Genomic DNA, 13,460 nt, shown 5'->3' on the forward strand with positions numbered 1-13,460 from the left:
TCTTAATGCAATGCTGTAACAGAAATCGTGTAAAGCAGTATGAGAAATATCAGATTGCAGGATGTAAATTTTAAAAGATACCCGTTCTTTAGGTGGGGGTATTTCCCTGTAATCTGTTTATAAGAAATCAGACTTGCCATAGATGCAATCAGCGTTCCTAAGCCTCCAAGATTTGTTCCAATGATAATTTCTTTGTAATCAGTGGTATAATTTGACAATAGTACGGCTGCCGGAACATTGCTGATTATTTGGCTTATACCAATGGAAACGATGCGTTCATGATTTTCCAGGATACGGATGATTATCTTATGGAGACCTTTAAGGTTGTTAAAATTTCCGATAAAAATAAAAAAGAAGATAAATGTTAATAAAAGAGGATAGTCTGCTTTCAGGAATAAATGTCTGTCTCCAACTAACAGGCAGAACGATACAACCATAAGCAGCAGTCCTTTGGAAATGAACCCTGTAATTGCCAGAAGACATAGCAGGAATAACAGAAGATACATACAAACCTTTCGGTTCTCCATCTTTTCCGTTTTCTCCAACCTTATCGTTATTGCTGTTTTCCTGTAACTCAGCATGATAAAAGCAGTGATGAGAACTGCAGATATAACCGAATAAGGCAGCATCAAAAGTAAAAAATCCTTTATATTCGTATGGGATACAGAAAAAAGATAAAGATTCTGGGGATTTCCTATTGGCGTCAACATGCTTCCGAGATTCCCTGCGATTGTCATCAGTGTGATTGTCAAACATAGCATGGATGTCAATCCTGTCATTTCCAGTATTAATATTCCAAATGGGATAAATGTGATCAAAGCAACATCATTGGTTATAAACATGCTGCTAACAAAGCATAGAAATACAAGTGTAAAAATTATTCCCCTCTCTGTTTTTACTTTGTCTAAAACCATTTTCCCGATATACTGAAAAAAGTTCAGTTCTTTTAACCCTTCCATAATCAGCATGAGACAGAACAGTAGTATCAAAGTATTGTAATCAATATAATCAAGATATTTAATATTTGGAGGAATTATCATGCAGGATAAAGCAGCCAAAACCATAGACAGGGTAAAAACGATATCGCTTCTTAAAAATTTCATTGTCTTTCGTATCATTGATTGGAATCCTTCTTTGCTATAAAGTAAAAAACATTGTGATTATATCATATGCAATGAATGGAATACAATCTGATATATAATTAATTTTTATATTCCCAGACAGAAAAATAGAATTTTATGATTCTTCAAGCATTGCATATTTCATTGCATTTTAGGCCTTTCTTTGCTATGATTAGGAATACTCAAGATGGACAAAAGAAGGGGGAATTATATGAAGGGTAATCCTTTTCAAACATTGTGGTTTAAGCTGCTTGAACCGGTTCCGGTTAAAGGGAGGGGCATGAAATAAGAAGATAGCAAAGCATTCCGTCTTCCATATTTCTTGGTATCATTGACATTCCGCATATCGGACCATATAATAATGAAAAATACAGTGGTCTGTGTATCCACGGCAGTGGAGAAGGTGAAGTGCCGGAAGGAATGTAAACGAAGAACAGAAGGAGATGATGTGATGATGCTGGAATCTTACGGGATTGTAAAAATACCGGTTGCCGCTATTTGGGAAGGACCGGAAGAGATAAAGGAGAACAGCCTTGGAGAAACGGTGTCGGCTATTTCAGATGAAGGGCTGTATGGGATGGGGGTTGCGATCACCGGAGAAGAGGTGGAGGGCTTTTATCCGGTGCGGACTTTCTACAATTATGCCGGCTTTATCAGGAAAGAGGCGATGGAAACAGGGAGCCTGGATGCGCTGAAAGCCTGGGAACAGGGAGACCTTATGGTCATCGATGGGGGTTACGTGGATATCCTTTCCCTTCCAAAGGTCCAGGGGGTACGGCTGTTAAGCCTTTTCAAAGGATCTCTGATAAAGGTGCTTTCCTTTGATATAGAAGCAGAGGGCTGGGCCAGGGTAGAGCTTTTGGACGGACGTATTGGTTATACGCGAAACCAGAATCTAAGACCAAAGGAATTTTCCCAGTCCGGACTGTGGACAGGAGAGCTGCCCCAGAGGGAAATTGTGGATGAAGCCACCTTCCGGAAGGCGGTGGTAGAGACGGCAAAGCAGTATCTGGGGACCCAGTACCGCTGGGGAGGAAGGTCCACTGCCGGAATCGACTGTTCCGGGCTGACCTCGGAAAGCTATTTATTAAACGGGATCCTGATCTACCGCGATGCCAGGATCGAACCGGGATTTCCGGTCCATAAGATTCCAAAAGATGAAATGCTTCCCGGAGATCTTATGTATTTTCCGGGACATATTGCCATGTACATGGGCCATGGAGCTTATATCCATTCCACGGGGAAAATCGGCAGCGGCGGCGTGGTGATCAACAGCTTAAATCCTGAGGCAGAGGACTACAGGGCAGATTTAGCGAAAAGCTGGTATGCGTCTGGGAGTATCTTTGACGCTCCATGCGGAGGGAATATGTCTGCCAGAATAAGAAGCTAAATGGTAAAGGAAGTCCGCCTTGGTGCGGTGCCTGCATTGCAGGCTTTTTATGGATCAGTACAGAGAAAGGGTCGGACAATATGGATTCCAGACTTACATTAGAGAAAAGAATTGAAGCGGAAATCATGAGCTATGACGGAACGATGGGAATCTATCTTGATGATTTCCATGGAAATGTGATTTCCGTTCACGCAGATGAGACATTTGAAACGGCAAGTGCCATTAAGACTTATATTCTGGCATGCCTGTTTGATGAGGTGGAAAAGGGAAATAAGAGCCTGGAAGATATGATCCAATACAGGGAAGAGCATGTGGTGGATGGAAGCGGCGTGCTTGGGGCGCTGGAGCCGGGAGCAATGCTTCGGGTAAAGGATGCCGCTACTTTTATGATCATTGTAAGCGATAATATTGCAACCAATATGATCATTGATTATCTTGGTATGGATACGATCAACCGGTGCATCAAAGCCCTTGGATTCAAGGATACGGTGCTTTATAACCCGATTCATTTTGATATTTACCGAAGACTTGGTACCAGTACGCCCAGGGATTATGCCGGTTTTTTTACCCGCCTGGCAAAGGGGGAGCTTATCAGTCCCAAGGCGGACGGGAAGATGCTGGAGATCTTTAAGAAACAGCATTATAACAGCATGATCACCAAGGATTTTCCACCGTTTTATATGGATTGTGACAACACAGATGATATCCTGATCACCGTTGCCTCTAAAAGCGGGAGTATGGATGCCTGCAGGAATGACGGAGGGCTTGTATTTACCCCTTATGGCCCCTATGCCATCGTCATGTTCCATAAAGAATTTTCTGATGCCATGTATTATCCGGATCATCCGGCCACCGTGTTCGGGGCCAGAGTCAGCCGGATGATCCTGGATCAGTTTCTTGCATTGGAAGGAAGCTTTTTAAGATAAAAGGTGCAGTGTGTAATTTTACTAAAAAATGTAGAGATTGGTTCAAAATTCACGACATTATTACTGGTTTTCCGGTATTCCCTCCTGGGTTTTTCTGCTATGATAACATAACAGAAAACGATGGGAGGGATATTTATTATGAAAAAAAGAACAGCATTTCTGCTGGCGCTTACAGCGGCGCTGAGCCTGACTGCGTGCGGCTCCAAGCAGGAGGCGGCAGCTACAAAGGCAGAGACCTCAAAGGAGGCCCAGACCACAGTTGCAGAGGCGCCTGCGGCAGCAGGGGAAGAGAAGAAGGAATCAGGAGCAGACGGAGATTTATCAGCTTTGATTGAGGCAGCCAAGGCAGAAGGAGAATTAACTGTGTACGGCTCCTGTGAAGAGGAACATCTGGCCGCTGTCTGCCAAAAGTTTGAAAAGACTTATGGAATTAAAACAAAGTTCCAGAGACTTTCCACCTCAGAGGTTTATACCAAGGTCTCTGAAGAAGCCGGGAAGCCATCTGCGGATGTATGGTTCGGCGGAACCACAGATCCTTACAATGAGGCAGTAGCCGCAGGACTCTTAACACCTTATGATGCAGTCAATGCAAAGAATCTCATAGGAGACCAGTATAAGGATCCTACCAATTGCTGGTACGGGATATACAAGGGGATCCTGGGCTTCATGGTCAATACGGAAGAGTTAAAGAGACTTGGGCTGGAGGCTCCGAAGACCTGGGATGATCTGACAAAGGAAGAGTATAAGGGACTGATCATGTTGTCCAACCCCAATACCGCAGGTACGGCGAAGCTGGTGATCAATACCATGATCCAGATGAAGGGACATGATGCTGCGATGGAATATTTTAAGAATCTGGATAAGAACATTGCACAATACACAAAATCAGGCTCCGGCCCTTCCAAGATGGTTGGTCCCGGGGAGTGTGTTATTGGAATCGGTTTCCTTCATGACGGCATCTATCAGATTCTTCAGGGATATGACAACATTCAGCTGATCGTTCCGGAAGATGGAACTTCCTTTGAAGTAGGAGCCACTGCGATCTTTAACGGTGCGGTCCATCCCAATGCGGCAAAGCTGTGGATTGAGTATGCCCTTTCCCCGGAGTGCGTGGACATCGCAAAACAAAATGGTGCATATCAGTTCCTGGTTTTAAAGAATGCCACTCAGCCGGAAGAGGCGGAGAGGTTTGGCCTTGATATGAACAATACCATTGATTATGATTTTGCAGATGCAAAGGAAAACAGTGCTAAATATGTGGAAGATTTCTTTGAAGCCCTGGGAAGCTCTGCTGACAAAGCAGATGCCAGCCGTTTCCTGACTCAGTAAGGAAACAGGGGCAGGAGACAAACGTCCTGCTGTATGGAAAAACATGCTGCGTAATGCGTAAGAGGCCATTACGCAGCATGTTTTCCTTTATGGGGGCCGGGGCTCCTGCCTGGAATGACGAAAGGAGGAATTAATATGGCCAGCCTGCAGAGCGCCCGGCTGGAGCGCAGAAAGTTTTTTTCAGATCCGGTTTTGATCAGCATGATTGCTGTTCTGCTTGTTTTTCTTGCTTTGTTTATTCTTTATCCTCTGCTTATGCTGTTGGTGGACAGCTTTTATGCGGATGGAACCGTGACTCTTGACGTGTTTCAAAGAGTTTTAAACCTGGACCGGTTTAAGAATGCTTTTAAAAACACCCTTGTTCTTGGATTTGTCACCGGCATTGCCTCTACGGCAATCGGACTGCTGTTTGCTTACGTTGAAGTATATGTAAAGCTGAAAACCAGGGTTTTAGAAAAGCTTTTCGGTCTTGTTTCCATGCTTCCCGTGGTCTCCCCGCCTTTTGTATTGTCCTTATCCATGATTATGCTTTTTGGAAGGAGCGGCTTAATCAGCCGGTCCCTGCTTCAGATTTATGATTCCAATGTCTATGGGCTTAAGGGAATAGCCATAGTTCAGACCCTCACCTTTTTCCCGGTATGCTATTTAATGCTGAAGGGGCTTTTAAAAAACATAGATCCTTCTTTGGAAGAGGCCACAAGGGATATGGGGGCCTCCAGATGGAAGGTGTTTTCCAGCGTTACCTTTCCCCTTCTCCTCCCGGGCCTTGGAAATGCGTTTCTGGTGACCTTTATTGAGTCTGTGGCAGATTTTGCTAATCCAATGCTGATCGGCGGATCCTATGACACCCTTGCCACCACCATCTATTTGCAGGTGACGGGTGCTTATGACTCCACAGGTGCGGCAGCCATGTCGGTGGTTCTTTTGTCTCTGACGGTGGTGCTGTTCCTGATCCAGAAATATTATCTGGAAAAGAAGACGGCGGCTACCTTAACCGGAAAGGCCTCCCGTGCGAGAATGCTCATAGAGGATAAGAGCGTAACCGTACCCCTGACCATATTCTGCGGTCTGGTAGCCGCCTTTGTGCTTCTGATGTACATCATGGTCCCCTTTGGTGCACTGTTTACCCTTTGGGGAAGGGATTACAGCCTAAGTCTTAAATGGTTTCAATATATGTTTAAGACCAGCGGTTTAAAGGCATTTAAGGATTCCTTTGTTCTGTCTTTGATTGCAGCCCCCCTTACGGCGTTTCTTTCCATGGTGATTTCTTATCTTGTGGTAAAGAAGCGGTTTAAGGCAAAGGGGTTTATTGAGTTTGTCTCCATGCTGGCCATGGCTGTTCCCGGAACGGTGCTTGGTATCGGATATATCCGGGGATATGCAAACGGGCTGTTCCGCTCCGGTTTCATGAGCGGCCTTTACGGTACCGGTCTCATCCTGATCATCGTATTTATCGTCCGAAGTCTTCCCACCGGCACAAGAAGCGGAATATCCGCCCTGCGTCAGATCGACAAATCCATAGAGGAATCTGCCTATGACATGGGAGCCAATTCTGCCAAGGTATTCCTTTCCGTGACCCTTCCTCTTATTAAGGATTCTTTTTTCAGCGGCCTGGTTACTGCGTTTGTGCGCAGCATCACTGCGATTTCCGCCATCATTCTGCTGGTGACCCCTCAATTTCTTTTGATCACCTGCCAGATCAACGAGCAGGCGGAAAAGGGAAATTACGGCGTGGCCTGTGCCTATGCCACCGTATTGATCCTGATAACCTATGGGGCAGTTCTCTTGATGAATGCCTTGATGAAATTTTTCGGCGTCAGCAGAGCTGTGAAGGAAGCCCGGGACTAAATTGATAACAGGAGGAAGAGAAAATGGAAAAACAAAAAAAAGGTGTTCGTCTGGATGGCATTTCAAAAATATACATCGATCCAAAAACAGGCAAGGAGTTTTATGCGGTTAAGGATACTTCCCTGGATATTGAGCCGGGAACCTTTGTCACACTTTTAGGGCCGTCGGGCTGTGGAAAAACAACCACCCTTCGCATGATTGCAGGTTTCGAAAGTCCTGACGAAGGGGAAATATATCTGGGCGGGGAAGCCATCAACCATCTGACTCCCAATAAAAGGGATACTGCCATGGTATTCCAAAGTTATGCCCTTTTGCCTCATTATAATGTGTTTGACAATGTGGCTTATGGACTTAAGATCAGGAAGATTTCAAAGGAAGAGATCAGGGAACGGGTCATGAACATATTAAAGCTGGTGGAAATGGAAGGGATGGAATCCCGTATGACCAACCAGCTTTCCGGCGGTCAGCAGCAGAGGGTGGCTCTGGCAAGAGCTTTGGTCATTGAGCCAGGAGTTCTGCTATTTGACGAGCCTTTAAGCAATCTGGATGCCAAGCTGCGTGTGACCATGAGAACAGAGATACGCAAGATCCAGCAGAAAGTGGGAATTACGGCCATTTATGTGACCCATGACCAGTCTGAGGCGATGAGCATTTCCGATAAAATTATTATCATGAGCAAGGGCAAGGTAGAGCAGATCGGCAGTCCAAGGGAGATCTATTATCACCCAGCCTCCAGATTTGTGGCTGATTTTATTGGTGAAGCCAATTTCCTCAAGGCAAGGGTCTTATGGGCAGAAGGAGAAAAAGCCATGATATCCGTGGCTGGCAGAGAGTTTCAGGTCAACAACTTTGCAGGGGCCCACAAAGGAGATGAGGCAACTCTGGTGATACGGCCCGAGGGGGCTGTTCTTGCGGAGGAAGGCCTTTTAGAGGGACGGGTCACCCTGTCCACTTTTATGGGCTCTTATCAGTACTATCAGGTTATGGTAGGTGATATGGAAATTCAGATAACAGATTATAATCCGGTCAACCGCAGAATCTATGAAGTGGGAGAAAGGGCTTGTCTGAATTTTGATCCAAAGGGTGTTTACATCCTGTAGTACTGTGATAGAATCATATTAATAAGTGGGAAGGGCAGGAAGCAGGTTATGAAAATCTGGATCAAATGTACTGCGGCCCTTCTGTGTATCAGCTGTCTGGCAGGCTGCTCCGAAGGTTCACGGACTGTGCCCGCAGATTTTCATGGGGCTGAGGATATGGTGGTTTACTGCCCTCATCCCCTGGAATTCATTAATCCCATTGTATCGGAGTTTGAGGAGCAGACAGGGATTAAGGTAGAGGTATGCACAGGAGGTACCGGAGAACTGTTAAAGATGGTGGAAGACCGGAAGGAGCCCAGGTGTGATATCTTCTGGGGAGGCTCCCTGTCTACCACCATGGCAAAAAGCCAGCTGTTTGAACCCTATATCAGCAAAAATGAGCCTATGATCCAGGAAGATTACAGGAATAAAGAAGGAAACTTAACCCGGTTTACGGATGTTCCCAGCATACTCATGGTGAATACCAATCTGGCGGCGGATATTCCCATAGAGGGGTATGAGGACCTCCTTAAGCCGGAGCTCTTTGGGAAGATTGCCATGTGTGATCCTTCCACCTCTTCCTCGGCTTTTGAGCATTTAATCAACATGCTATATGCTATGGGAGAGGGAGATCCCCAGGCTGGCTGGAGGTATGTGGAAGCCTTTTGCAACAATCTTGGGGGAAAGCTTCTTCAAAGCTCCTCTGAGGTATACCAGGGGGTGGCAGAGGGACGTTATACCGTGGGGCTCACTTTTGAAGAGGGGGCCGCACATTACATTGGCTCCGGGTATCCGGTAAGAGTGGTGTACATGAAGGAAGGGGTCATATCCAAGCCTGATGTGGTATGCATTGTCAAGGAGACTGAGCATTTACCGGAAGCAAAGCAGTTTGTGGATTTTGTGACAGGAAAGGATGCCCAGACGGTCATCTCTGAAAGCCTTGGAAGGCGCTCTGTAAGGACGGATGTGAATGAACCGGAGTATCTGCTGGATAAGCAGGCCATTCATATCATCTATGACGAGGAGACCGTGGTTAAGGACAGCAAAAAGGAGTGGCTGAATCGTTTTTCAGAGATTTTTCAGGACACCCTGGATTAAAATGGGGAGGGAGCATGAAAAAGGGACGATATTTCAAAGAGGAGCTGCGCCGTTTGATCTTAGGGTATGCCATCATTCCTGCGGCAGGTTTTACCCTGATCTGTACGCTGGTTTTTCTTGCTGTCCTTCTCTACGGGAAAAAAAGCGGGAATGAGATCCACAACGCTTTCGTGGCAGCTGAGCTGGAGAGGGCCCTTATGGGTTATGAAGAAAAGCTTGCGGCGCTTTCCGGTTCGGATCTGCTTCTTACGGCAGGTTCAGATGCAGCGGGGCGAAGGCTGGTGTTTGAGGAATTTTACCGTATGTCCGGCCAGTTGGGATATAAGGCAGAGCTGTATGTTTTTGACGGAGAAAAGCAGGTGATTTTATCTACCAGAAAGGAGATCCCGGAATATTTATCAGACAGGGAAGGCGTGAACTGGGGGCTGTTCGGGGCCATGGATAAAACACCAGGGGAAACCAGGGTGCGTTTGATGGAGGCCTGGAAAGGCTCAGACCGGGATATTGCCATGGGCATAGCAATGATGCGGGAGGGGAAAACGGCGGGATACCTGGTTTTCACCATTAACAGCAGCCAGCTGGGACCTGTGCTGGACCGTTCAGACAGCCAGACCATTATCGCAGACCGGTTCGGCAGGGTTTATTTAAGCAGCAATTATAATCTGGTGAACAGCAGCAATCAGGTCATGAAAGCTCTTAAATTGGCAGGCAGGTATCTGCCTCATGATAAAAAGATGTATCTGGTATCCGTTCATCCCGCCTATCACCGCATGTTTCTGGTCTATTCCGTGACAGATATCCAGAATATCGTGGTTTCCCTGGGGCTTAGCAGTGCTCTAATTATATCGGCCCTCGTGCTTATGACCATATGGGTGCTGATCAGCACGAAAAAAGTAACGGAGCGGGAGACCAGGGATTTTTACCGCCTCCTTCATGTCATGGAGATGGCCAGAGATGGAAATTTAGAGACCTCACTGGAAATAGAAAGTGAAAATGAATTCCGCATCATAGCCGATGCCTACCGGGAAACCATTGCCAGCTTAAAGCTTCAGATGGAGAACAACCGGAGGATGACGGAACTGGTGGCGGCGGCCCAGAATAAGCAGCTGGAATCCCAATTTAATCCTCATTTCCTGTTTAATACCCTGGAAAATATCCGGTATATGTGCCTGATCCAGCCGGAGACAGCCGGTAAAATGGTATTCAGCCTGTCAAACCTGCTTCGATACAGCTTAGATGGCGGCAGGGCGGAAGTTACCCTGGAAGAGGATCTGGAGCATTTGGAGAATTACCTTATGATTTTAAAATACCGGTTCAACCGCCGGTTTTCCTATGTGGTGGATGTGGAGGAGCCGGCATTGACCTGCCGGATTCCCAGGCTGGTGCTCCAGCCAATGATCGAAAATTCCGTAAAGTACGGGTTCGGCAATCAGGAAAATTTAAAAGTAGAGCTAAAGGCCTATATTCATGAAGACCGGCTGATCATGATCTGCAGGGATGACGGGATTGGAATGACTCCAGGGGTTTTATGTGAGATTCAGGCGCTTTTGGAGCAGGAGGAGAACAACAGACGTCATTCCGGGCTTTATAACATACACAGGAGGTGCAGGATCCTCTATGGAAGGCCTTATGGGGTGGAGATACGCAGTGCGGAAGGGCTTGGAACCACTCTGGTGGTGACCCTTCCTGTACAAAGGGAGGAATCGTAATGCTACGGGTGTTGATAGCGGAAGATGAGGATATTATCCGCAAGGGGCTGATCTATACGACAGACTGGATTGGAATGGGCTGTGTCGTAGTGGCTGAAGCTGCCAATGGGCAGGAGGGACTTTTAAAGATACTGGAGCATAAGCCGGATGTGGTCATTGCAGATATCTGCATGCCGTTTATGGATGGAATCGAGATGATAAAGGAAGCCTCCAGGAGCGTGAAATTTAAAAGTATTCTTCTTACCAGCTATGCGGAATTCGAATACGCCAGAAGGGCCATTGCAGCCAAGGTCAGCGAATATCTGTTAAAGCCGGTGGATGAAGAAAAGCTTGCGGTACTTATGAAACGGCTGGAGGAGGAAATCACAAGCAGCCGCCAGCTGGATTATGTGATGGAGCAGGCGGAATCAGAGGCAGGAATCATGAACCTGGAATACTATATGCAGCTGGATCTTTCAGAAAACAAGTATGTGTCCAGGGCCATTGAGGAAATCAAGACGGGGTATGGAGATAAACTGAGCGTGGAATCCATATCGGATAAGCTTGGGGTCAGCGCCAGCTATTTAAGCCGCAAGTTTAAGGAGGTGACCGGCCAGACTTTTCTTGATTTTTTAAATAAATACCGGATTTCCCAGGCCATTGTTCTATTAAATACCGGACAATACCGGATCGGTGAGGTTTCCGATGCAACGGGTTTTACAGATTATAAGCATTTTTGTGCCGTATTTAAAAAATACACCTTAAAATCACCCTCAAAGTTTATGAAGGGGGTATGAAGAAAGCCCGGCAGCTTATGCTGCCGGGCATAGTGGAGTATGCAGGTCAAAGATTTAACAATTCCGAGAGATCGTAAATGGTATAAGTAGCCCCGCATTCGGCAGGAGGGTCCAAGCGGATGAAGAGGCAGGAGTCGATGCCGGCATTTGCAGCCCCCTGGATGTCTGAGGAAATGCTGTCTCCTACCATAAGAGTTTTATCCTTTTCCAAATTAGGGATATTCTTAAAACAGTACTGGAAAAAATAAGGAGATGGCTTTTCATACCCTGCTTTTTCCGATATGAACATTCCATCGAAAAGATGGAGAACGCCGGCCAGCTCAAGCCTTTGAATCTGGGTAGCGTATACGCCGTTTGATGCGGTATACAGTTGTTTTCCCATTTCTTTTAACCGGATCAGGGTTTCCTTGGCATTGGGGATCAGAAAAGAACTGTTCCCAAGATGGCTGCGGTAGCGCCCTTCCGCTTCCTCTCCGCTGATGTCTATATCATAGAGGCGGAAGAATTGGGAAAAGCGGGTATTAAGCAGCTCATCCCTTCCAATCTTTTCCTGCTCCAGTAAATCCCATAAATGTCTGTTCAACTGTTTATATTGGGAAAGCATATCCTCTTTGTATTCAAGATCATAAGATTGGATCATTTTTTTAAAGCCCTGCTCCTCGGCAGCGTCAAAATCCAGCAGGGTGTTGTCGATATCCAGTAAAAAAGTCTGGTACATGTGTTTAATCCTCCGCGCTTAAATGTTTTCTGAAAAAATTATAGCAGATCCCCAGAAGTGTCGACAGGAGAACCACGCTGATAACGGTTCCTTCCCGTATTTGCAGGGGGGCATGTGACAACAGGGTCAGGCATAGGGTGACGATTAAAAATATCACGTCAAAGCTCATGCGGACAGCGGCAAAATTCTTTTGATAGGATTCACTGATTACGAGGCAAAGGCTTTCCAGCGGAAATTTCACAATCCCCATTGCCAGAATAGCTCCCAGGCTGACCGATGCGATCCCAAGGCCGGTCAAATAGAGCAGAACCCTGTAAAAATAGCTTTCCACAGTAAATAAAGAAAGAAAATGATACAGGAACAGGTTGATCATGGATCCGTTTGCAACCGTGGCAAGCACTTGTATGGTGTCTTTATAGTTTAAACGGGAGCGTCTTAAAAGTAAATAGGAAAGGAAGAACAGCAAATTAATGCCATTGAGTATGGTGCCGACCTTCATTTCAATGATATGGGATAACGTTACTGCCAATGCGTTTAAAACGCTTTGTCCGATGGATGCCTTTAACTGCAGTGAGATACCAAAGCCAAATAATACAAAGGACAGTATGGTCCAGGCCAGGTCGATTCGTTTTTTTATGCTCATTGTTTTCACCTCGGGATTATGATACCATAAAAAATAGGTTTCCGGCTATGAGAATTATCATATGGAGAAGAAAGTATGAAAAAATACGGAATATGTGATTTACCGGACATCCTGGCGGAGGCCGGGGCAGAAAGGCGTTTTCCGGCGGGAAGGAATATTTTCCATGTGGATGAAACGATCACCCATTGTTATCTAATCCTTTCTGGAATGGTGAAAATCTATATTGACCATGAAAACGGACGCCGTTCGATTCTTGATTTTGCAGGAAAGGGCGACTGGCTGGGAGAGCTTTCCTTATTCTGCAGCGAGGATTATATCAAGGAAAATAAGGTGATGGATGATGTGGTCTGCCTGGAATTTGAACTGGACCAGTTAAAGCAGGTCTGCAAAAAGGACGCGGAAGCGGCATTTTACTTTGCGTCCTATATTTCCAATAAGCTGATGGTCAGAAGCTACCGGATGAGTGAGTATTTAAATTATTCTCTGGAAAAGAGGCTGGCTTCTTTTATTCTTAAATATCAGCAGAATGGGAAATACGCCATACCACATACCGATGTTTCTGAGTATATGAATGTCAGCTACCGCCATGTGCTTTTTGTCATGAAAAAATTCTGTGATGACGGAATCCTTAAGAAGGAAAAGGGGTACCGGATCGTGGATCAGGAAAAGCTGGAAGAAGTTTCCCGCAGTTCCCCTTAAGGCACAAGGGGAGGGGCAAAGGAAGACCGCAATAAGGGGACCTGCCGGGTTCTCTTATTTTCCGTTTCAGGCTATGAAGATATGTATTGTTTCTTTTGCATTTATTCGCTATAATGGGGGATAC

The 13,460-nt window shown here is 45.9% G+C and carries 12 protein-coding genes; 9 read left to right on the plus strand and 3 right to left on the minus strand.

The genetic code is table 11. The features are described 5' to 3' along the window. Nucleotides 1–2 precede the first annotated feature (2 nt). Nucleotides 3–1,118 carry an SLC13 family permease gene (locus CLOSA_RS03360; protein WP_013271363.1) on the minus strand — a complete coding sequence of 372 codons (1,116 nt, stop codon included), beginning with the start codon at nucleotides 1,116–1,118 and terminating at the stop codon, nucleotides 3–5. A 364-nt stretch (nucleotides 1,119–1,482) separates the two neighbouring features. Here CLOSA_RS03360 and CLOSA_RS03365 point away from each other — a divergent pair, with 364 nt between their 5' ends. The 8 genes from CLOSA_RS03365 to CLOSA_RS03400 all read left to right on the plus strand — a co-directional run bounded on the left by CLOSA_RS03365 (nucleotide 1,483) and on the right by CLOSA_RS03400 (nucleotide 11,276). Beyond that, nucleotides 1,483–2,511 carry a C40 family peptidase gene (locus CLOSA_RS03365; protein WP_242647777.1) on the plus strand — a complete coding sequence of 343 codons (1,029 nt, stop codon included), beginning with the start codon at nucleotides 1,483–1,485 and terminating at the stop codon, nucleotides 2,509–2,511. An 80-nt stretch (nucleotides 2,512–2,591) separates the two neighbouring features. Then, nucleotides 2,592–3,437, plus strand: coding sequence for a serine hydrolase (locus tag CLOSA_RS03370; protein ID WP_013271365.1), 846 nt, complete (start codon nucleotides 2,592–2,594; stop codon nucleotides 3,435–3,437). Between the two features lie 138 nt (nucleotides 3,438–3,575). Continuing rightward, nucleotides 3,576–4,766 (plus strand): ABC transporter substrate-binding protein, encoded by a 1,191-nt coding sequence (locus CLOSA_RS03375; RefSeq protein ID WP_013271366.1) that lies wholly within the window; start codon nucleotides 3,576–3,578, stop codon nucleotides 4,764–4,766. A gap of 135 nt (nucleotides 4,767–4,901) precedes the next feature. Then, nucleotides 4,902–6,614, plus strand: a complete 1,713-nt coding sequence (locus CLOSA_RS03380; RefSeq protein WP_013271367.1) for an ABC transporter permease — start codon at nucleotides 4,902–4,904, stop codon at nucleotides 6,612–6,614. Nucleotides 6,615–6,637: 23 nt separating this feature from the next. After that, entirely contained in the window at nucleotides 6,638–7,714 is a 1,077-nt protein-coding gene (locus CLOSA_RS03385; RefSeq protein WP_013271368.1) for an ABC transporter ATP-binding protein, read from the plus strand. Nucleotides 7,715–7,762: 48 nt separating this feature from the next. Next, complete coding sequence (locus CLOSA_RS03390; protein ID WP_013271369.1) at nucleotides 7,763–8,791, plus strand: extracellular solute-binding protein; 1,029 nt, start codon at nucleotides 7,763–7,765, stop codon at nucleotides 8,789–8,791. 14 nt (nucleotides 8,792–8,805) lie between these two features. After that, nucleotides 8,806–10,500 (plus strand): sensor histidine kinase, encoded by a 1,695-nt coding sequence (locus CLOSA_RS03395; RefSeq protein WP_013271370.1) that lies wholly within the window; start codon nucleotides 8,806–8,808, stop codon nucleotides 10,498–10,500. Next, nucleotides 10,500–11,276: a response regulator transcription factor gene (locus CLOSA_RS03400; protein ID WP_013271371.1), complete on the plus strand. Its 777-nt coding sequence runs from the start codon at nucleotides 10,500–10,502 to the stop codon at nucleotides 11,274–11,276. The genes CLOSA_RS03395 and CLOSA_RS03400 overlap by 1 nt, the downstream gene beginning before the upstream one ends. Before the next feature lie 46 nt (nucleotides 11,277–11,322). Here the strand turns inward: CLOSA_RS03400 and CLOSA_RS03405 are convergent, their stop codons facing one another. Further along, entirely contained in the window at nucleotides 11,323–11,994 is a 672-nt protein-coding gene (locus tag CLOSA_RS03405; RefSeq protein ID WP_013271372.1) for a YjjG family noncanonical pyrimidine nucleotidase, read from the minus strand. Between the two features lie 4 nt (nucleotides 11,995–11,998). Beyond that, complete coding sequence (locus CLOSA_RS03410; RefSeq protein WP_013271373.1) at nucleotides 11,999–12,637, minus strand: YczE/YyaS/YitT family protein; 639 nt, start codon at nucleotides 12,635–12,637, stop codon at nucleotides 11,999–12,001. A 75-nt stretch (nucleotides 12,638–12,712) separates the two neighbouring features. On the opposite strand from CLOSA_RS03410, the gene CLOSA_RS03415 reads away from it, so the two are divergent. Continuing rightward, nucleotides 12,713–13,336, plus strand: a complete 624-nt coding sequence (locus CLOSA_RS03415; protein ID WP_013271374.1) for a cyclic nucleotide-binding domain-containing protein — start codon at nucleotides 12,713–12,715, stop codon at nucleotides 13,334–13,336. The last annotated feature ends 124 nt before the right edge of the window (nucleotides 13,337–13,460 follow it).

It is taken from the genome of [Clostridium] saccharolyticum WM1, assembly GCF_000144625.1.
Classification (GTDB): Bacteria; Bacillota; Clostridia; order Lachnospirales; family Lachnospiraceae; genus Lacrimispora; species Lacrimispora saccharolytica.

What these genes read in the sequence shown, in the direction of transcription:
- CLOSA_RS03360 (WP_013271363.1), bottom strand. Translation starts at nt 1,118, where the DNA reads ATGATACGAAAGACAATGAAATTTTTAAGAAGCGATATCGTTTTTACC.
- CLOSA_RS03365 (WP_242647777.1), top strand. Translation starts at nt 1,483, where the DNA reads ATGAAAAATACAGTGGTCTGTGTATCCACGGCAGTGGAGAAGGTGAAG.
- CLOSA_RS03370 (WP_013271365.1), top strand. Translation starts at nt 2,592, where the DNA reads ATGGATTCCAGACTTACATTAGAGAAAAGAATTGAAGCGGAAATCATG.
- CLOSA_RS03375 (WP_013271366.1), top strand. Translation starts at nt 3,576, where the DNA reads ATGAAAAAAAGAACAGCATTTCTGCTGGCGCTTACAGCGGCGCTGAGC.
- CLOSA_RS03380 (WP_013271367.1), top strand. Translation starts at nt 4,902, where the DNA reads ATGGCCAGCCTGCAGAGCGCCCGGCTGGAGCGCAGAAAGTTTTTTTCA.
- CLOSA_RS03385 (WP_013271368.1), top strand. Translation starts at nt 6,638, where the DNA reads ATGGAAAAACAAAAAAAAGGTGTTCGTCTGGATGGCATTTCAAAAATA.
- CLOSA_RS03390 (WP_013271369.1), top strand. Translation starts at nt 7,763, where the DNA reads ATGAAAATCTGGATCAAATGTACTGCGGCCCTTCTGTGTATCAGCTGT.
- CLOSA_RS03395 (WP_013271370.1), top strand. Translation starts at nt 8,806, where the DNA reads ATGAAAAAGGGACGATATTTCAAAGAGGAGCTGCGCCGTTTGATCTTA.
- CLOSA_RS03400 (WP_013271371.1), top strand. Translation starts at nt 10,500, where the DNA reads ATGCTACGGGTGTTGATAGCGGAAGATGAGGATATTATCCGCAAGGGG.
- CLOSA_RS03405 (WP_013271372.1), bottom strand. Translation starts at nt 11,994, where the DNA reads ATGTACCAGACTTTTTTACTGGATATCGACAACACCCTGCTGGATTTT.
- CLOSA_RS03410 (WP_013271373.1), bottom strand. Translation starts at nt 12,637, where the DNA reads ATGAGCATAAAAAAACGAATCGACCTGGCCTGGACCATACTGTCCTTT.
- CLOSA_RS03415 (WP_013271374.1), top strand. Translation starts at nt 12,713, where the DNA reads ATGAAAAAATACGGAATATGTGATTTACCGGACATCCTGGCGGAGGCC.